This is a genomic window from Nonomuraea glycinis (genome assembly GCF_035920485.1).
Lineage (GTDB): Bacteria > Actinomycetota > Actinomycetes > Streptosporangiales > Streptosporangiaceae > Nonomuraea > Nonomuraea glycinis.
Window position 1 is genome coordinate 4,258,156 of sequence record NZ_CP109166.1, and the last position, 18,271, is coordinate 4,276,426.

General features: G+C 69.6%; 18 protein-coding genes and 1 pseudogene. 10 read left to right on the forward strand and 9 right to left on the reverse strand.

The features are described 5' to 3' along the window. Nucleotides 1-14 precede the first annotated feature (14 nt). The gene (locus tag OHA68_RS20270; protein WP_327109019.1) at nt 15-788 is read left to right on the forward strand and encodes a maleylpyruvate isomerase N-terminal domain-containing protein; all 774 of its coding nucleotides are present in this window, start codon (nt 15-17) and stop codon (nt 786-788) included. Nucleotides 789-872: 84 nt separating this feature from the next. On the opposite strand, the pseudogene OHA68_RS45520 reads toward OHA68_RS20270, so the two are convergent. Both OHA68_RS45520 and OHA68_RS20275 read right to left on the reverse strand, forming a co-directional pair. Beyond that, nucleotides 873-1,006: pseudogene (locus OHA68_RS45520) on the reverse strand (IS30 family transposase); the annotation flags it as partial. A gap of 65 nt (nt 1,007-1,071) precedes the next feature. Further along, nucleotides 1,072-2,478, reverse strand: coding sequence for a hypothetical protein (locus OHA68_RS20275; RefSeq protein ID WP_327109020.1), 1,407 nt, complete (start codon nt 2,476-2,478; stop codon nt 1,072-1,074). A gap of 359 nt (nt 2,479-2,837) precedes the next feature. Between OHA68_RS20275 and OHA68_RS20280 the strand changes: the two genes are divergently transcribed. Next, nucleotides 2,838-3,230: a MiAMP1 family antimicrobial peptide gene (locus tag OHA68_RS20280; protein WP_327109021.1), complete on the forward strand. Its 393-nt coding sequence runs from the start codon at nt 2,838-2,840 to the stop codon at nt 3,228-3,230. Nucleotides 3,231-3,374: 144 nt separating this feature from the next. Here OHA68_RS20280 and OHA68_RS20285 read toward each other — a convergent pair whose 3' ends face one another. After that, nucleotides 3,375-3,836, reverse strand: a complete 462-nt coding sequence (locus OHA68_RS20285) for a hypothetical protein (RefSeq protein ID WP_327109022.1) — start codon at nt 3,834-3,836, stop codon at nt 3,375-3,377. Between the two features lie 332 nt (nt 3,837-4,168). Between OHA68_RS20285 and OHA68_RS20290 the strand changes: the two genes are divergently transcribed. The 4 genes from OHA68_RS20290 to OHA68_RS20305 all read left to right on the forward strand — a co-directional run bounded on the left by OHA68_RS20290 (nt 4,169) and on the right by OHA68_RS20305 (nt 7,228). Beyond that, nucleotides 4,169-4,846 carry an HNH endonuclease family protein gene (locus OHA68_RS20290; RefSeq protein WP_327109531.1) on the forward strand — a complete coding sequence of 226 codons (678 nt, stop codon included), beginning with the start codon at nt 4,169-4,171 and terminating at the stop codon, nt 4,844-4,846. A gap of 270 nt (nt 4,847-5,116) precedes the next feature. Next, nucleotides 5,117-5,413, forward strand: a complete 297-nt coding sequence (locus OHA68_RS20295) for a hypothetical protein (RefSeq protein ID WP_327109023.1) — start codon at nt 5,117-5,119, stop codon at nt 5,411-5,413. Between the two features lie 50 nt (nt 5,414-5,463). Continuing rightward, nucleotides 5,464-6,939 (forward strand): AAA family ATPase, encoded by a 1,476-nt coding sequence (locus OHA68_RS20300; RefSeq protein ID WP_327109024.1) that lies wholly within the window; start codon nt 5,464-5,466, stop codon nt 6,937-6,939. Between the two features lie 112 nt (nt 6,940-7,051). Beyond that, entirely contained in the window at nt 7,052-7,228 is a 177-nt protein-coding gene (locus OHA68_RS20305; protein WP_327109025.1) for a hypothetical protein, read from the forward strand. A gap of 77 nt (nt 7,229-7,305) precedes the next feature. Here OHA68_RS20305 and OHA68_RS20310 read toward each other — a convergent pair whose 3' ends face one another. From OHA68_RS20310 to OHA68_RS20330, 5 genes are all read right to left on the reverse strand, one after another. Next, nucleotides 7,306-8,802 (reverse strand): AAA family ATPase, encoded by a 1,497-nt coding sequence (locus OHA68_RS20310; protein ID WP_327109026.1) that lies wholly within the window; start codon nt 8,800-8,802, stop codon nt 7,306-7,308. Nucleotides 8,803-8,877: 75 nt separating this feature from the next. Then, a complete protein-coding gene (locus OHA68_RS20315) occupies nt 8,878-9,618 on the reverse strand; it encodes a DUF4097 family beta strand repeat-containing protein (RefSeq protein WP_327109027.1) in 741 nt (246 codons plus the stop codon). 182 nt (nt 9,619-9,800) lie between these two features. Further along, the gene (locus tag OHA68_RS20320; protein ID WP_327109028.1) at nt 9,801-10,643 is read right to left on the reverse strand and encodes an LLM class flavin-dependent oxidoreductase; all 843 of its coding nucleotides are present in this window, start codon (nt 10,641-10,643) and stop codon (nt 9,801-9,803) included. Nucleotides 10,644-10,868: 225 nt separating this feature from the next. After that, nucleotides 10,869-11,216 (reverse strand): STAS domain-containing protein, encoded by a 348-nt coding sequence (locus OHA68_RS20325; protein ID WP_327109029.1) that lies wholly within the window; start codon nt 11,214-11,216, stop codon nt 10,869-10,871. A gap of 35 nt (nt 11,217-11,251) precedes the next feature. Beyond that, on the reverse strand, nt 11,252-12,676 hold the full coding sequence (locus OHA68_RS20330; protein WP_327109030.1) for an LCP family protein: 1,425 nt from the start codon (nt 12,674-12,676) through the stop codon (nt 11,252-11,254). 81 nt (nt 12,677-12,757) lie between these two features. Between OHA68_RS20330 and OHA68_RS20335 the strand changes: the two genes are divergently transcribed. Continuing rightward, on the forward strand, nt 12,758-13,774 hold the full coding sequence (locus OHA68_RS20335; RefSeq protein WP_327109031.1) for a glycosyltransferase family 2 protein: 1,017 nt from the start codon (nt 12,758-12,760) through the stop codon (nt 13,772-13,774). Nucleotides 13,775-13,895: 121 nt separating this feature from the next. Here OHA68_RS20335 and OHA68_RS20340 read toward each other — a convergent pair whose 3' ends face one another. Beyond that, nucleotides 13,896-15,251, reverse strand: coding sequence for a 2-C-methyl-D-erythritol 4-phosphate cytidylyltransferase (locus OHA68_RS20340; protein WP_327109032.1), 1,356 nt, complete (start codon nt 15,249-15,251; stop codon nt 13,896-13,898). Nucleotides 15,252-15,367: 116 nt separating this feature from the next. On the opposite strand from OHA68_RS20340, the gene OHA68_RS20345 reads away from it, so the two are divergent. The 3 genes from OHA68_RS20345 (at nt 15,368) to OHA68_RS20355 (ending at nt 18,246) form a co-directional block, all read left to right on the forward strand. Continuing rightward, entirely contained in the window at nt 15,368-16,813 is a 1,446-nt protein-coding gene (locus OHA68_RS20345; protein WP_327109033.1) for a CDP-alcohol phosphatidyltransferase family protein, read from the forward strand. After that, nucleotides 16,810-17,433, forward strand: a complete 624-nt coding sequence (locus OHA68_RS20350) for a DUF5941 domain-containing protein (RefSeq protein WP_327109034.1) — start codon at nt 16,810-16,812, stop codon at nt 17,431-17,433. Before OHA68_RS20345 ends, OHA68_RS20350 begins: the two co-directional genes overlap by 4 nt. 78 nt (nt 17,434-17,511) lie before the next feature. Beyond that, nucleotides 17,512-18,246: a phosphocholine cytidylyltransferase family protein gene (locus tag OHA68_RS20355; protein ID WP_327109035.1), complete on the forward strand. Its 735-nt coding sequence runs from the start codon at nt 17,512-17,514 to the stop codon at nt 18,244-18,246. The last annotated feature ends 25 nt before the right edge of the window (nt 18,247-18,271 follow it).

An 18,271-nucleotide genomic window follows, 5' to 3' on the forward strand; every position in this document is an offset into this window, starting at 1 on the left:
GATACACAACCGGCGTGCACAACATCTTGGAGTTCCCCCAGGTCCTGCGGCTGATCGAAGACCGCTCGGCCGCGTTCCGCGCCGCGATCGCGTCCGCCCCCGACCTTGACGTCCAGGTCCCGGCCTGCCCGGACTGGACGCTGCGCGAACTGGCGCAGCACCTCGGCGACGGCCGCCGCCGCCAGGCCGCCATCGTCGCGGCGGGCCCGGGCGCTGAGCCCCCGGCGAGGACGGACCCGAAGGGCGCCCCGACCGCGCCCCGCGATCGCGAGGCACTGGACGCCTGGCTCGCCGAGTCGACCGAGCTCATGCTGGACGCGATGCGCGAGGCCGGCCCGGACCGCGGCTGCTGGACCTGGTGGGGCCGCTCGCAGGCCCCGGAGACCAGCGGAGCCGTGGCCCGGCACCAGATCCAGGAGATCGCCGTCCACACCTACGACGCCCAGCTCACCCAGGGGGCCGCACAGCCGCTGCCGACGGACGTCGCGGTCGAGGGCGTCGACGAGTTCCTGACGACCGTCTCGGCGACGACCGTCCCCTGGCCGTTCAAGCCGGCGACCATCGACCTGCACACGACCGAGGGCCGCTCCTGGCGCCTGACCCTCAACGCCGACGGCGTCCGCTGCGACGACCTCGCCGCCGACGCGGAGCCGGGCGACATGGCGATGCGAGGTACAGCGAGCGAACTGGTCCTCTACTTCTACGAGCGCGTCCCGCTCGACGGCCTGGAGACCACCGGCGACACCGAGCCGATGGAGCAGCTCGCAGACTGGGACCCGAACGCGTAAAACGCGCACCTGTGACGCATCTGCCGGTGGTGCGGGCGTCACCGGGCCCGGGGTTGCGGACATCGCGCGGCTGCTTGGGGGGAGGTCGGCGCGGGCCTGAGCCGCGTACGGCCGGTAGCGGCGGGAGACGGGTGCCGGTCGCGGCGGATCTTTCGGCTGGGGGCCGAGGGCGCACGGCTCAGCTCGCGCGCTATAGCGCGGATCGACGCCTTCTCCCGAGGAACAGGTGAGGGCAATCGCTTCGGGCTTTCCCGTCTTCCGGATAAGCAGTGAGTTCAAAAGCTCACCCGGCGGCATACAGCTTGGCGATGCGTGCGCCGAGGTCGGCGCCGTAGTCCTCGTGGTAGACCTGGGCGGAGCAGTAGACCGCACCGCCCTGGCGAGCCAGGGTGGGCGTCCAGACGGCGGCGTTCTCCACGCCGGGGTCGCTCATCGTCAGGCCGGTGAGTGCGATGTCGTCCACGCTGACGTCGATGACGTAGTCACTCACGCCCTTGCGCTCGTACAGGCGCCATTGCAGCGTCGCGCTCGTCGTCCCGCTCAGCTTGGCCGTGAAGTCGACCGTCGCCTTCACCCAGGTGCCGGCCGCGTCGGCGGTGACGTCCCGCTCCCAGACCACCTTGCCGTTGAGCAGGAGCTGCTTGATGTGGTACCCAGCCGGATGCCCCGGCCCGCGGCCGTCGCGGTGCCAGAAGCTCACCGCCCGCTTGGCCGCCCCTGAGGTCAGGACGGTGTTCCGCGTCGCGCCACACGACATGCCCGCCTTGGTGGCTGTCTGCTTCTGGACGACGAAGCTCAGCCGCCCGTCGCCCGTGCGGGCCAGGTTGTCCGCGGCGGGGCGCGTCCATGCCTGGTCGCGGGAGACGAACGGGAGCTTGTACTGCAGGACCCCGGCGAGTTCGCCGCTACGGACGTGCTCGACGCCCTTCTTGGTGACCGCCTCGACGTAGGACACCGTCGGCTTCTGAGCGGCGTGGCTCAGCGGGTAGGCGTAGGGCATCAAGTAGACCTCGGTGCCGGGCAGCCGCTTGGCGAGCTGCTGCACCTGGTACGACAGGCTCCACGACCATGAGGTGTCCCGGTACGGCTCGTCACGGAAGGGGAATACCACGCCGTCCACCAGCGGGATCTGCTCGGTGATGAACGCGTCAGTGAACTGGGCGTAGTAGACGGTCGGGACGAACTTGAGCGCGGGGCTGATCGCCTTGGCCACTGACCGCATCTGTCCGACGTAGGCGGGGGTGAACGTCTTGAGGTCGTAGGCGTAGTCGTCCACCGTCCAGCCGGCCAGGTTCGGGTGGCTCTTGGCGAGGGTGGCGATCTCGCGGGACCAGGCAACGTAGTCGTGCTTGAACGGCCGGGACACGCAGCAGCTTTCCTGGCTCGGCGAGTACACCAGCACCCAGACGTCGATCCCGGCGGCGGCCGCCGCGGGCAGGAACTCATCCCGCAGGTCGGTCCAGTGCACGTTGTCGCCGGCCATCGGATAGACGTAGGTGTTCGCGTTGAGTGCTTTCAGTCCCGCGACGATCGCCTTGGTGTCCACGTGCCTGATCCCGTCGGCGCGCGGCTGCTCCTCACGCATGAGGTTGCCCGCCGTGCCCAGCGCGCCCGGAACCCTGGCGTGAGACACGCCGGGGATCATCGACAGCAGCACGGCGAAGACGGTCACCAGCGCGAGACGGGTCACGAGAGTTCCTTCAAACATGATCAAGTACGGGCCCGTCAGCGTAGCGAGCGCCGGTATGGCGCCGGTATGTCGATCAAGTCGGGGTAGCCGGTCCCTGAGCCGTCGGGCAGAAGCGCCCGGTCCGACGGCAGCCGTTCTTGTGAGTTGTCACCACGGCCCCAGCCGGAAATGCCCGTCGCGGATCGGCAATGAATCGTGACGTCGAGTGTGCGCCCGTAGAGCTGGTCGAACCGTTCTTCACCTGGGACGTTTGTTCGTCATTTGTTTTGTTCGGCGGGCGCCACCGACAGCGAACAGGAATGCGGCGATAGACAGACAGCAGACCGCTGCACCTTCCAGTTCAAGGAGGATCGACTCACATGGCGAACTCTCTTCTGCGGCGCCCCCGATCACGGACCCCACTGCGGGCAACCTTCCTGGCGCTGGTCGGGGCCGCAGCCATCGCAACCCCGGTGGCCATTGCGTCCCCGGCCGGCGCCGCACCGGCCCCCGCTCGGCTCGTGCTCTCCGCGACGTCGACCTTCGTCGCGTACTCGGGGCCGGGCTTCAGCGGAAACTCACAAGGTATCCAGGGCTGTGGGAGCCACACCATCAGCTACCGCGGGTCCTACAAGTGGTACGCGAACGGGCAGAGCGGGCACCTGTTCAACAATTCCAACACCAGCGGTGTCCCCCACACCCGACTCGCCTCCGACGATGACGCGGAGTCCCGGAGCGGCTTCGCGTGGAGAAGCATTCTGATCGTCTGCTGATCCCGGCCCCGAAAGTCAGCGTCGTGACTACCTCGGCTGTTCGTTGTCTCTGCCGAGTTCTATGGTCGCCGCTACGTACATGGCTCCAACCTGGCGCGACGAGCCGATTCAGGTCGGATCGTCGCGCCAGATCCCTTGTTGGCTCTACAGGTCAGAAGGTTCCTGGTCGGCGCTCCGCTTGTCTCGGCTCCAGATCTGGGTGGCCCGAGGGAGGTCTTTGATGTCGCCGCCTTCCGGGATCATGCCCCAGAGAAAAGGGATCAAGTATTGAGGCGGTTCGCCCAGGAACTCGGTCAGTTCGTTCTCAGTGACGGTGAGGGTGAATCCGGGACCCCCCGAGTTCCATCCCTTTTCCAGGGCTCGTCGGATGCACCCGGCGACGAGGAGAGGACGGACGGCGATCGTTCGCTCTCCCAGCCAGTTGTCCGGCCGGGCGAAGGGGAGCGACACCACGAGAACGCCTTCCGGCTCCTCGGCTCGTTCGACGGCGAAGCGGAGCGGGGTCCACCCATTGCCCTGACAGTAGGTCGGCCGGTAGCGGATCCGCCAGCGGTAGACGGCGCCGTCGACAGTGATGAGCCGCGAGCCTTTCTTCGGCATGGCCACTGTCGCTTCCTCCAGGCTCGGTCGCCGTTCCATGGGCGTACAGAAGCAGCGCGAAGTGATGTGAGACGGCCGAAAGCGTAGCCGCCACCCGTCGTGCTGATCGAGCTGTTTTCGATCTGCGGGACGCCGCGGAAGTGGCGGCGACCGCGCTCACCGATCCGGATTTCGTTGAGCGAGTAGCGGCGCGTCCTCGTCGAGGGAGTCCTGGCCCGGCCCGGGGCCGGAGGTTGAGCCGGTGAATTAACTGCGCGATCCCGGTCATCTCGGTTGTTATGCATCGCCGTCTGGGGGCGTACACGCAGGTGGTCTGAATATCGTCGTCGCCGGTGGGGATGACGCTGGGCATGGGCGAAACGATGATCTTCCTGAGACGGGCCGCGCACGTCGCCTTACTCACGCTCGTGGTCATCCCGATCACCGCGGCCATCGCCGCCCCACGGGCGGCGGCCGAGCCCCGTAAGCGATCGCAGGCCGAGACCGCGGCCCAGGGCCGGCGGATGCTGGCGCAGCTCAAGGTCGCCAGACCGCTGTCCATCCGGGGCTACAGTCGTAAGCGCTTCCAGCCCCGATGGGCGCCGCACAAGGGCAGCTGCAACACCCGGGAGACGGTCCTGGCCCGCGACGGGCGGCGCATCCGCCGGAACGCCGCCTGCCACCCGGTCAAGGGGCTCTGGTACAGCGCGTACGACGGCAAGCGGCTGAAGAGCGAGAAGCGCGTGGACGTCGACCATGTGGTGCCGCTCGCGTACGCCTGGCGGTCGGGCGCCAAGCGGTGGAGCACGGCCAAGCGGCGCGCCTTCGCCAACGATCTCACCCGCCCCGAACTGCTCACCGTCAGCCACTCCGCCAACATCGCCAAAGGCGGCCAGGGCCCGCAGAGCTGGCGCCCGCAACGCCGCGCCCACTGGTGCCGGTACGCGAGCTCCTGGATCACCGTGAAACGCCACTACCGGCTCTTCGTGACCCGCAAGGAGAAGGCGGCCCTGCTCAACATGCTGCGCACCTGCTGAAGCCGAACAATCTCGCTGTTCAGGTGGGGCGATCTCGGCAGCCTGCTGGAGACGTTCCTGCCCTGGCTCGGTCTGGCCGTTCCCGCGCTGCTCGGCCTGGCGCTGTCACGGCGCTCGGCCAAGCCGGAGCCGACCTGATCGCTCTCGAAGAACTGATCCCTGACGCGCTGCCCACCTACCGGGCAGCCCTCGCGTCCGGCTACGCGCACCACGCCGTCGTGGGCACCGTAGGGCTGTGGTCCCGACATCCCCTCACCGGCCGCCCGGCCGGTGGACATCAGACCCGCGGGCGTCGAAGCCGACCGGAACCGCGCTCTGCGGTCCACCGTACGACTGCCGTCCGGCGAGGTGGCCGTGTACGTCGCGCACCTGCCCTCGGTCCGCCTGGTCCTGCCCGACGGCTTCGCCTCCGGCAGAAGGGACGAGAGCGCCGCCGCCCTCGGCGCGGCCATCGCCGCGGAACGGCTGGACAAGGTCATTGTGCTGGGCGATCTCAACGGCACCCTCGACGACCGCGGCCTGGCCCCGATCGTCTCCCTGATGACCCCGGTAGTAGAGACGATGTAAAAACAGAAGTATACTTCTGGGAACTGTACTTCTGTATCCTTGGAGTGCTGATGACGGGGAAGCCGGATCATGTCTTCGACAGAGCCCGGGAGTGGCAGGGTCTGACCCGGTTCGTGCTCGGTGGGGCCGCGTCGGCGCAGCAGACCGGCGCGACTCTGGGTGTGGTGTCCGGCAGGCGGCGGCAGGGGAAGAGCTTCCTGCTACAGGCTCTCGCCGAAACAACCGGTGGCATGTACTTCGCCGCCACCGAGGCGACCGAGGCCGAATCGCTCAGGCTGTTCAACGACTCCCTGACGCGGTACACCCACCAGGTCGCCGACTTTCCCTTCCGTGACTGGAACGACGCGATCTCGTACATGTTCCGCGTCATCCGCGATCAGCGAGTGCCGGTGATCATTGACGAGTTCCCGTTCTTGACCAGAGCCTCGCCCGCGTTGCCGTCCATCATCCAGCGAGAGCTCGGCCCAGGAGGCAGCGGCCGGGAGAGTCCGGTCCGGTTGGTGCTGTGCGGCTCGGCCATGTCGGTCATGGGGAACCTGCTGGCGGGACAGGCCCCGCTGCGCGGAAGAGCGGGGCTTGAGCTGGTCATTCATCCGTTCCGCTATCGCGAGGCATCGCGGTTCTGGGGCATCGCGGATCCTCGGCTGGCGGTACTCGTGCACGCTGTCATCGGTGGCACTCCGGCTTATCGTTACGAGTTCACGCAGGGGGATAGACCCGTGGATGCTGCCGACTTCGACTCCTGGGTGTGCCGGACGGTGCTCAACCCTCAGACGCCGCTCTTCCGCGAAGCGCGCTATCTCCTGGCGGAGGAGTCCGAGATTCGCGACCCTGCCATCTACCATTCGGTGCTGGCGGCCATTGCATCCGGTAACGCCACTAATGGCGGCATAGCAAACTATGTCGGGCGCAAGTCGGATCAGATCACCCATCCGCTCAACGTTCTCGAGGACTGCGCGCTCATCACCCGCGAGCCGGACCTGTTCCGATCCGGGCGTGCACGCTACCGCATTGTGGAGCCGCTGATCACCTTCTATGAGGCGATCATGCGGCGGCGGTGGCCGGAGTTGGAGATTCACCGCGCCGAGAGCGTGTGGGAATCCATGCGGCCCACCTTTCTCGCCCAAGTCGTCGGGCCGCACTTCGAAGCGCTATGCAGAGACTTCGCCCTGCATGCCGATGAGAGCCTCTATGGGGGCTTCCCGGCCGAGGTCGGCTCCGGCGTGGTGGCCGATCCGGAGAACCGCACTCAGATCGAGATCGACGTGGCGGTTCTCGCCCCCCAGGAGTCCGGGCGGCCGCGACGAGTTCTCTCCCTCGGTGAGACGAAGTGGGGAGAGGTTATGGGCGCTCACCACGTCCAGCGCCTGGCCAGGGCGAGAGACCTGTTGAGAGGTAAGGGATACGACACCGGGGACACCGTCTTGGCGTGCTACAGCGGATCGGGTTTTACCGATGAGCTGCGTACGGTCGCGCAGCACGATCCCCGCATCCTCGTGGTCGACCTTGACCGGCTCTACGGGTAAGGGGCGATCGCCTCCCGCGGGCGGGATCGGGGCTGTGCGTTAGATCGTCTTGCTGCGGGATACAAGGTGGTCGGGCGTCCTCAAGGTCCCCCTGAGATTTGTGGAGGTACGCATGATGAGAACGACCGGCCGGAAGACGATGTTGGCCGCCGCTGCCATGGTGGCCGTTCTAGGTCTGACCGGCGCGTGCGGCGGCGGAGGCGACGACGGTGACGACGACCCGGACGTGGTCAACACCCAGGCCCCGGACAACGACCAGGACAACGACCAGGACGGCGACAACGACTGAGGGCAGGGCCTGAGAGTCCCCCTCGCGGTGATGCGGACGTCTCCGGAGGTGCTTCTGGCGACAATGGTCACGCATGATCAACCCTGGCCGTACAACCGCTTCAGATCGACGAGTTCGGTGTTGTCACGGGAGGCGGCCGTCCGGACCAGGTCCGGGGTGAATCCGGTCGTCGAGAAGAGGGCGATGATCGTCTCGGCGGTGTCGTAGTCCTCCCGCGCGAGCAGCGCGCGGACGCCGTCGAGCCGTTCGAGATCAGGGAGCCCACGGCGGGCGAGCGTCGCCTTGGCCTCGCCGATGAGGCTGACCCGCCTGCCGTCGATGGCGATCACGTCGATGTCGTGCTTCGCCCGTCCCGCGTTGTCCGGAACGCTGCCGAAGCCGACTTCGCCGAATCCCGTCGGCCGGTCGAGCTCGTCCGGGGCGAAGCGGTGCACCCAGTCGCGGGCGAGCTCTTCGAAATGCGGGCCGAGGATGTTGGAACGGAAGGCCGGGGCGGCCGCCCGCCACACCGGCTCTGCGCGTCCCAGCTCGAGTCGGCCGAGATCGGGGGCTGTGATGAGGCGGTCGAACCGGATGATCGGGTCACACACCGAGATCGTCGGTTTCCGCTGCCGCAGCAGGTCGTGCGCGCTGTGGAGATATCCGGCCGACCGCAGGACGCCGATGGGGTGGCGAACGGAGTTGCCATCGCGGCCGATCGCCGCTCCGATCTTGGCTGGTGTGTGCGCTCCCTGCGCGACAGCGCTGAGGATGTCGTAGTAGAGGGAGCGTGCGGTGATGCGCGGGTCCTCGCGCAGGAGATAGTCGACCTCTGTGCGGGTGAACACGCTGACGTCGACCGCCAGGAGGTTGTCCATCACCCAGCCGTCGAAGCCGTCGGCTGTTGCCGGGGTAGTGGTCATCAGAGGGCGGTAGCCGGGGATGCCACCGACGCATGCGTGTACGCGGAAGGCGGTCGCCGGATCGTGGATGTCCCACAGCTGGGCGGCTTCGCGAAAGTCCAGCGCGTTGAGGCGCATATCGAGCATGGCGCGCCCGCGCAAAGGCTTGGTGCCGGATAGCAGGTCGTGCATGACGCTGAGCGCGGATCCGCAGAGTATGAGGCGGCCTGTGGGGCCGTGGCCCTGCTGCGAACCGTCGTAGAGGTGCTGGATCAGCGACGGGAGCTGAGGAGCGTTCGCCAGCAGGTAAGGGAACTCGTCGATGACCACCAACGGTGGACGGCCCTCCGGGGCGACCCGCGCCGCGGTCTCCATGGCAGCCCTCAGCAGGCGCTCCCATGACTCCGGCTCCCCACGCACCGCATCACCCAGCCCCGCATGCCTGGCGATGGCGGACGCGAACCTGCGCCTGGCCGCCAGATCGCCCTCGTCCTGCACGCTGGTGATGAAGAGGCCGCCCTGTTCGTCGCAGACGGCGGACAGCAGCTGCGTCTTGCCAGTGCGACGGCGGCCGGACACGAGCCCCAGGCGCAGGGGTCCGTCCCGTCCCCCCTCGACCAGGAAGCGCTCCAGCACGCGCCACTGACGATCCCTGCCTACGATGTCGGCCGGCTTGTGCATGCGGTCCCCCATCCGTCGAAGTTAGCGTAACTGGACTTACCTTATTTAGCGTAAACCCAGTTACGTTGTTTTCGGCTCGGGGTGGCGTCACGACGGGTTCGCGGTGATGCGGACGTCTCCGGAGGTGCTTCTGGCGACGATGGTCCGGGAGCTCTTGGTGTTCTTGAGCTCGGAGCGCGCCCGGCCTTCCTTGCTCTTGACGGTGATCGCGTACTCGTCCTTGGGGACGTTCACCGTCACTTGGCCCTCGCTGGAACGCGCGTCCAACCTGGCAGGGGGTACGGCGAACGTCAGGTTGATCGTTCCTGAACGGGTGAGCGCCTTGACGTCAGTCGACCGGAGGCCGTTCCCGGCGACCATGCCGTCCCCGCCGGCCAGGCGGAGCTTGCCCGTGGTTTCGTAGAGCCTGATCGCGCCTTCGGCGGACACGTCCGCGTCGTGCGTGATCTTGTCGAGGATGACGCCGTCGTCTCCGGCGTCGATGACCAGGCGGATGCCGGGCGGCACACGGATGTGGTAGCGGCCGCCGCAGTCACCGACGATCATCTGGCAGTTGGCGTCGAGGCGCAGGGTGCCGTTCTCCAGGGTCCACGAGGAGTGGCCGTCCCCTGCGGCCTTGCCGCGCAGCCACCGGTCCACCCGCACCTCGCCGCCGGTGCCCGGCAGGATCCTGAGCCCGCCGAGGGTGGAGGTGATGGTCAGGGTGCCGCCGGTGTGGGGGAAGGCGCGCGCCGAGTGCACCTGCTCGGCGTTCAGCGTGCAGCCGGTCAACCCCATGGTTCCGACCAGGCCGGCCGTAGCTGCCGCTAGCGCCACATTTCTTCTCATATGGCGATCGTGGCTTGTCGGCGAAGCCGAAGAATCGGCCGACCGGTCAATCCGCATCCGCCATTCGGCCATGCTTCCCCGCCGCCCGCGAGCCTTACGTCCGAAGGTACGTCTCCCGCACCGCCGGCGAACTTCCCGGCCGAAGGTACGTCCTCCGCCCGCGAGCGGGACCCGTACAGGAACTACAGAGCCGACAGCAGCCGATCGACGTGGGACAGGGGGTCGGAGCCGATCGGGCGGACCGCCACCGTGCCGGCGCCCGCCGCCCACAGCCCCTTGACCTGAGCCGCGGCCTCCTCGGCGGTGCCGGCGGCCAGTGTCACCTCGTCAGGCGTGACCTTCAGGAACTGGGCGGTGTCGGCCACGATCGGACCGGTCGCCGCCGCCACGTCGTCGCCGATGTACAGGTGGGTGAACGTCACCAGCTCGTGCTCGCCGATCGCGCCGATCCGCTCCAGGGCCGCGCCGATGCGCTTCGGGCCGAAGCCCTCCGGGAGGATCGTGCCCTGCGCCACCCGGCCGGACAGGGCCAGCGAGCGAGGGCCGAGCACGCCCGCCAGCACCGGCGGGACCTCCTGCGGCGGGTGGACCAGCGAGAGGCCGTCCAGGTGGACCGACGTGCCGTGCAGGGTCACCGTCTCGCCGCGGAGCAGGGCGCGGACGGCGGTGATCGTCTCTTCCAGCAGCGCCAGCGGTGACGGCGCGGCCACGCCCGCCTGGGCCATCCAGGCCGGCACGCCGTGGCCGATGCCGGCGGCGAGCCTTCCGGGGTGGAGGCGGGCGAGGTTGGCCAGCTCCATGGCCAGCAGCATCGGGTTGCGCAGCGGCGCCGGGGTGATGCCGATGCCGACGCGCAGCCGGGAGGTGGCCGCCAGGGCGGTGGCCGCCGAGGAGATGCCGCCCGTCCAGCCCAGATCCTCCACCACCCACAGGTCGTCGACCGCGGGCAGGCCGTCCAGGGCTTCGGCGAAGGGCGTCAGCCGCTCCGGCGGCAGGTCCCGGTCGAAGATCACGCCAAGTCTCATGCTGCCCTCCAGGAGACGTCCCCCGCGCGAGCGGTGGATCATGAATGATCCTACTCAGCCGACGGTCGCCAGGCGCGATGGGGTGACGGCCGGGCCGCAGAGCTCAGTGCGGTGGGGTGATGGCCGGGCCGCAGAGGTCAGTGCGGTGGGGTGATGGCCGGGCCGCAGAGGTCAGTGCGGTGGGGTGATGGCCGGGCCGCAGAGGTCAGTGCGGGGGAGGGGTGATCAGGCGGCGGCGCTCAGGGCGGTGCGTGCTTCCTGGAGGGACGCGCACGTCTCGAAGTGGCCGTTCAGGTTGGTGATCACCAGCAGGTGGCTGATCATGCCAGGGCCGAGCACCAGGATCAGCCTGCCGTGGGTGCGTCGCGCGTGGTTGAGCAGGGACACCAGCACGCTGAGGCCCACCGAGTCGCAGAAAGGCACCGCGGTCAGGTCGATGACCAGCCTGAGGGGATCGGCCGAGGCCAGCACCTGGTCGAGCTCGGCCCGCAGGCGTGGCGCGCCGGAGACGTCCAGCTCGCCCACGATGTGCAGCACCGTGCAGAGGTCCTCCTGCCAAAATGTGACCACCATGACGATTTACGTGCCCCGGACTTGACCCGACATACCTACTTTTTGCAAATGGTCTGCGTCGCGGTCTCCGCTGTGGGGGTGGCGGCCGGGGTCGGGGTGGCCTTCGGCTTGGCGACCTTGAGCTGGTCCTGGCCGGTGATCACTTCGATGCCCTTGATGTCGGCCTTGCGGAGCTCGGCGCCGGGAATGGCGGCGGCCACCGTGCGCGCCGCTTCCTCCTGACCCGCGCCGTACCGTACGAGCGTCTTCTTGTGGTCCTTGCTGGGGGTGTTGCCCGCCGTGTCCGGCACCTGGAAGCCGTAGGCGAGCAACGCCGTCCTGGTGCGGGCGCCGAGCCCGTTGACGAGCGTGCCGTTGAGCACCTTGAGCGAGACGCGCGCCGGCGGGACGGCGGTCTTGGCCGAGGGCTTGGCCGACGGGGTCGCGCTGGGCTCGGCGAGGTTCTCGTCGGCCTTGATGCGGCGGAACATCTCGCGGGCGGCCGCCTTATCCCAGAGCACCGCCGACTCGCCGGTGGGCGCCTTGTAGTCGACCTCGGCCAGCGGTACGTCCACGAACTGGACGTTGTCCAGCTTGACGTCCCTGAGCTGGCCGGCCAGCCCGAGCAGGCCGTCGTCGGGGTCGACCTTGACGGTGCCGAGCGTGGTGTTGACGAAGGAGGCCAGCTTGGCCGGGTTGGCCAGCGTGCCCGCGCTCAGCGCCCGGTCGAGCAGCGCCGAGATGACCTGCTGCTGCCGGTCGATGCGGTCGAGGTCGGAGCGGGCGGTCGCGCGGGTGCGGGCGTAGCCGAGCGCCTGCACGCCCTTGAGCTCGTGGGTGCCGGCGGCGAGGTTGAGGCCGGTCTTGGGGTCGTTGATCGCCACCGGTGTGCACACGGTGACGCCGCCGAGGGAGTCCACCACGTCGACGAAGCCGAGCACGTTGACCTCGATGTAGCGGTGGATCTCCAGGCCGGTGGCCTGCCTGACGGTCTGCAGGGCGAGTTTCGGGCCGCCGAACTGGTAAGCCGAATTGATCTTGTGGTCGCCCTTGCCGGGGATGGTCGTCCAGGAGTCGCGCGGCAGGCTCACCACCGTGACCTTGCTGTGGTCCTCCGACAGGTGGATGACCATCATGGTGTCGGTGCGCTGCCCGGACTCGCGGCCGAGCTTGAGCTCGTTCTGCTTCTTACGGGTGAGGTCGTCGCGTTTGTCCACGCCGACGAGCAGGATGTTCTCGGCGCCACGGGGCGGCGTCTTCGCGACGCCCGCGTCGACGGCGCCGATCTGGCGGGGAGTCGCCCACACCACTCCGGTGCCGACCAGGACCCCCACCGAGAGCAGGCCCGCGAGAAGCGCGTTGCGGCGCCGCGCCCTGGCACTCCTGCGGGGCTTGCGTGGCCGTCCGCCGGCGAGCTTGACGCCGCCGTAGGCGTCTCCGCCCACGTGCACCCCGGCGTCCTCCTCGCTCGGGTCCCGCATGGCCCTCCCCCTCTGGATGCCCGGAGGATTGGGCCATCGGTTGCCTTCCTCCTCTGCTCGTACAGTAGCGTGAGCCCCGCCATGAAGCAGTTCCCCGACTCGCCGCACGCGCCAGCGGAGACGCGTGGCTGGCCGCCCATCTCCGTCGTCATGCCGGTCCTCAACGAGGAGCGGCACCTACGCGAAGCCGTCGACCAGGTTCTCGCCCAGCACTACCCGGGTGAGATCGAGGTCGTCCTCGCCATAGGCCCATCGCACGACCGCACCCAGGAGGTCGCCGACGCCATCGCGGCGTCCGACCGCCGGGTGATCGTCGTGCCCAACCCCACCGGCCGCACCCCCAACGCGCTCAACGCCGCGATCGGGGCCTCCCGTAACGCCATCATCGCCAGGGTCGACGGGCACGCCATGCTGCCGCCCGACTACCTGCGGGTGGCCGTCGAGACGCTCACCGAGACCGGCGCCGACAACGTCGGCGGGGTGATGGCCGCGGAGGGCATCACGCCCTTCGAGCAGGCCGTCGCCTGCGCCATGACCTCCAAGATCGGCGTGGGCGCCGCGGCGTTCCACGTGGGAGGCACCGCCGGCCCCGCCGACACGGTCTACCTGGGCGTCTTCCGCCGCTCGGCGCTCGACCGGGTCGGCGGCTACGACGAGCACTTCCAGCGCGCTCAGGACTGGGAGATGAACCATCGCATCCGCCAGAGCGGCGGGCTGGTCTGGTTCCAGCCCCGGATGCGGGTCTCCTACCGGCCGCGGCCCAACGTCAAGGCGCTGGCCAAGCAGTACTTCCACTACGGCAGGTGGCGGCGGGTGGTCTCGCGCACCCACGAGGGCACCATCAACCTGCGCTACCTCGCGCCGCCGGCGGCGGTGCTGGCCATGCTGCTCGGCGTGCTGGTCGCGCCGTTCTTCCCGCTCGGGCTGGTGATCCCGGGCGGCTACGTGGTGGCCATCGTGGCGGGGTCGGCGCTGACCGGCAGCGGCCTGCCCACCGCCGCGAAGCTCAGGCTGCCGCTGGTCTACGCCGCCATGCACCTGTCATGGGGGTGGGGCTTCCTCACCAGTCCGCGAAAACTGGCCCGCGCTCCCCGCTGACGCGAATCCCGGCATACCGGTCAGGTGCCGATCACCTGACCGGTCAGGCCCGGGACCAGCACGTCCAGGCAGGTCTGACGGTCAGGTGCCGATCACCCGACCGGTCAGGCGGGGCTGACGGTCAGGTGTCGAGGACCTGGCCGGTCCGGCCGGAGGCGAGCACGTCCAGGCAGGCTCGTGCGGACGTACGGGCGCTGACGCAGCCGACGCGGACGCCGTCGGCGGCCCACTCCTCGGCCAGCGCCCTGGCCAGGGCGGTCGTCGCCGCCCTGGCCGAGACGGCCAGACTCGTGTCGCCGGCGGCCGTCCGCAGCAGCAGCCGGCCGCCGCTCTCGCGCAGATGGGGGTGGGCCGCGCGGGCGACGTTGATCGCCCCGAGGCAGCCGGCGGCGACGGTCTCCTCGGCGGCCTCGATCAGGGTGCCGGGCGGCAGGTCCGCCACGTGCACCACATGGTCGACGACGCCCGCCCCGGCCAGCGCCTTCGCCACCGCCTCGGGATCGTCGGCCCGCGGGAAGGCGAGCACCCGGGCGCCGTGCGCCGCGGCCAGCGCGGCGAGCTCGTCGTCCCCGCCGAACACCGCCATGGTCTTCCCCGCCAGCGCCTGCCGGTAGCCGTCCGGCGTGCCGGCCGGCACGCTTGCCACGGCCGGTACGCCCGAAACCGCCGGTACGCCCGACACGGTGGGCTCGTCCGCCACGGCCGGTATGCCCGACACCGCCGGTACGCCTGACACGGTGGGCTCGTCCGCCACGACCGGCCGCAGCAACTGCTCGGCGATCGACAGGTCGATCGGGTGGGTGACCTTCATGTTCCGCTCGCTGCCCGGCACCAGCACGATCGGCACCTCGGGCAGGTAGCGCAGCACCACGCCGCAGTCGTCGGTGGCCGGCCGGCCGGCGAACTCGGGGTCGGCCATCGCCAGCTCGTAGGCCCGCCTGATCACCGACAGCCGGAAGCCCTGCGGCGTCTGCGCGCGCCGCAGCCGTGACCGGTCCAGGACGTCGGCCACGATCTCCGTGCCGTCCGGCCCCGGCCCGGCCACCAGGACGGTGTCGGAGCTCGCGATCGCCACCTCCACGGCCGTATGCCGCTCCAGCGCCCGTACACACTCCGTGATGATCCGGGGCTCCAGGAGGGGGCGTACAGCGTCGTGCAGCAGCACGTTGCACTCCTGCGGGCCCAGCGCGCGCAGCGCCCGCCAGGTGCTCTCGGTGCGGGTGGCGCCGCCCTCGACGATCTGGACGACCTTGTGGAAACCGCCCTCGCGGACGAGTTCCCTGACCGGCTCGGCGAAACCCGGCGTCATCAGCACGACCACCTCGTCGATCTCGGCCGAGCCCTCGAACAGGGCGATCGTGTGCTCCAGGATCGTCCGGCCGGCGAGTTTGACGAGCTGCTTGGGGGTGCCGGCGCCGACCCGCTGACCAACGCCGCCCGCGAGGACCACCCCGACGGAACGCAGCCGAGAATTCATACTTTCGAGGGTAACGGTCTGGTTCCGTGATATCGCGATGACCTGTCGCTACTGTGAGTCCACGCACTCCCTCTGCGAACGGGAGGACCTGCGCTTTGCCCGATTCACTGACCCGCGTGAGCACGACCACGTCCGTGGTCCTGCTCGCCACGACTCCGACCGGCCGGCTCTCCTGCGCCGACGGCACGCTGCTGGACCGGATCACCGGGCAGCTCGCCGCCTTGCCCATCAGCGACGTGCAGGTGGTCACCGCCGGCGGCGGCCTCGGCGCCGACCTGCGCGGCATCGCCAAGATCGCCCGCGCCTCCGCGGAGGCGGTGGCCGTGCTGCCCGCCGACGTCGTCGCCCACACCGAGGCGCTGGCCATGCTCCTGGAGCACCCCGCGCACGACACGCGGGCGCTCGTCCACGCCGGCGTGCCGGACGGGCCGACGCGTCCTCCGCTGCGTTCTCCGGTACGGATCGAGGGCGGCAAGATCATGGCCTCGGGCAGCTCCTTCCACACCGTCCCCGAGGCCAACGCCACCTTCGCCGGCGTGCTCCAGGCCGGCGTGTCCGACCTGCCCGCCCTGGCCGACATCGCCGAGGAGCTGGCCGACCTGGCCGACGCGGGCCGGCTCGGCCCGGTCACCCCGGTGGAGGCCGTCGATCTGCTGCTGGTCGGGCTGGTCAGGTCGGGCGTCCGGGTCCGCGCGGCCGCGCTCGGCGAGCTGCACTGCGACCGGGTGACCGGCCAGGACTCCGCCGACAGCGCGGTACGCCGCCTCGCCGACGTCGACGAGGCCCAGGTCCGCCTCGACAGCGCGGTCAAGTCCAACGACGGCTTCTTCACCACGTTCTTCGTCTCGCCGTGGTCGCGCCACCTGATCCGGCCCGCCGCCGCGCTGAAGCTCACCCCGAACGCGGTCACCGGTATCTCGGTCGGCCTGGCGGCGCTGTCGGCGGTGTGGTTCTCCGCCGGCACCCTCGGCGGGCGGCTGGCCGGGGCCGTGCTGCTCTACCTGTCGTTCGTGCTGGACTGCCTCGACGGCCAGCTCGCCCGCTACACGCGCGGCTTCTCGCCGCTCGGCGCGTGGGCCGACGGCATGGCCGACCGGCTCAAGGAGTATGTCGTCTACGTCGGGCTGGCCTACGGCTACGTCGCCGTCCAGCCGTTCCCGAGCGGCAACCCGCACGGGATCTGGTTCCTCGCCGCCGCGGCGATGATCCTGCAGTCCGTACGGCACGCGCTCCACTATTCCTACACCGGCGCGATCTACGACGCCGGCCGGGTCGGCGCGCTGTGGGCCAAGCCGGTGCGCTCCCTGCTGGAACCGTCCGACGCCGGCCGCCGCCGCGTCCCCCGGCAGGGCGTGCTCAGGCTCGCCCAGCGCCTGGAGCGCGAGAGCGTCGCCCACTGGCTACGAAAGGCGATCGTGCTGCCGATCGGAGAGCGGATGGCGCTGATCGCCGTCACCACTGTCGTGTTCGACGCCCGGGTGACCTTCCTCGCCCTGCTCGGCTGGGGGAGCGTGGCCGCTCTCTACCAACTCGCCGGGCGGATCGTGAGGTCGGCCGAATGAGCTCTGTGCACATGATCCCGGTGCCGGGCAGCAAGGTCGTCGCCTACCGCGACGACGGGCCGCTCTCGCGCGGCATGGGCATGCTCGTGGCCGGGCAGCTCCCGCCGCTCCCGCCGCTGATCGCCGGCGCCTTCGTCACCGGGGTGCTGCTGCTGATCGGCGTGGCCGGGACCGACGGCGTCGCGGTCTTCGCGCCCGCCGTGACGCTGCTGCTGGCCGGGCCCGGCAGCTCCCATCCGCACGACGGCAGGCTCGACTGGCTGTCGCCGCCGATCCTCCGGGTGATCGAGTACACCTTCGTCGCGGCCTGCGGGTTCGCGCACGGGGTGTCGCCGCTGCTGATCTTCATCCTGCTCGGGGCGATCGTCTTCCACCACTACGATCTGGTCTACCGCCTGCGCCAGAACGTCTATCCGCCGCCCTGGCTGGCGAGCCTCGGGCTCGGCTGGGAGGGGCGCTCGATCGTGGTCGGCCTGGCCGTGCTGGTGGGCTGGACCGGGGGCGGGTTCGCCTTGCTCGCCCTCTATCTGTGGGGGGTCTTCGGCTGGGAGAGCCTGACGTGCTGGCTCGTCGCACCGCCGTCCCGGGTGGAGGAGGCGCTCGCGGAAACGCAAGACTAACGGCGGATTACCCGCGCAGGGCCCAAAGCCAACTAATCTTTGGGACCTACGTAGTCATGCTCGACTGAGGAGTGCACGTTGCTGGGAATGGTGCTGGCCGCTGGAGCCGGACGACGCCTGCGGCCGTACACCGACACGCTGCCCAAGGCGCTCGTGCCGGTCGACGGTGAGACCACGATCATGGACATCTCTCTGCACAACCTCGCCGAGGTGGGGTTGCGCGAGGTGGTGGTCATCATCGGATACGCGGCGCAGGCCGTACACGATCGTAAGCGGGAGCTGGAGGAGCGGCACGGAGTCGAGCTCACCCTCGTGCACAACGACAAGGCCGAGGAGTGGAACAACGCCTACTCCCTATGGTGCGCCCGCGACTACTTCGCCCAGGGGGCGCTGCTGGTCAACGGCGACACCGTGCACCCGGTCTCGGTGGAGAAGACGCTGCTGGCGGCGCCCGAGACGAGCGACATCCTGCTCGCCGTCGACGACGTCAAGAAGCTCGCCGACGAGGAGATGAAGGTGACCCGCGCCCCGGAGGGGTCGCTGCGGCGCATCACCAAGCTGATGGACCCGGCCGAGGCCTACGGCGAGTACATCGGGGCGACCCTCATCCGTCCCGGCGCCGCGGCCCGGCTGGCGGACGCGCTGCAGGCGACGTTCGAGCGGGACCCGCAGCTCTACTACGAGGACGGCTATCAGGAGATGGTCGCGCGCGGGGAGCAGATCCACCTCGCGCCCATCGGCGACGTCGACTGGGTCGAAGTGGACAACCACGAGGACCTGGCCAAGGCCCGCACCATTGCCGTCCGCTACTGAGGGGGCCGGATGCCGCTTCTAGCGA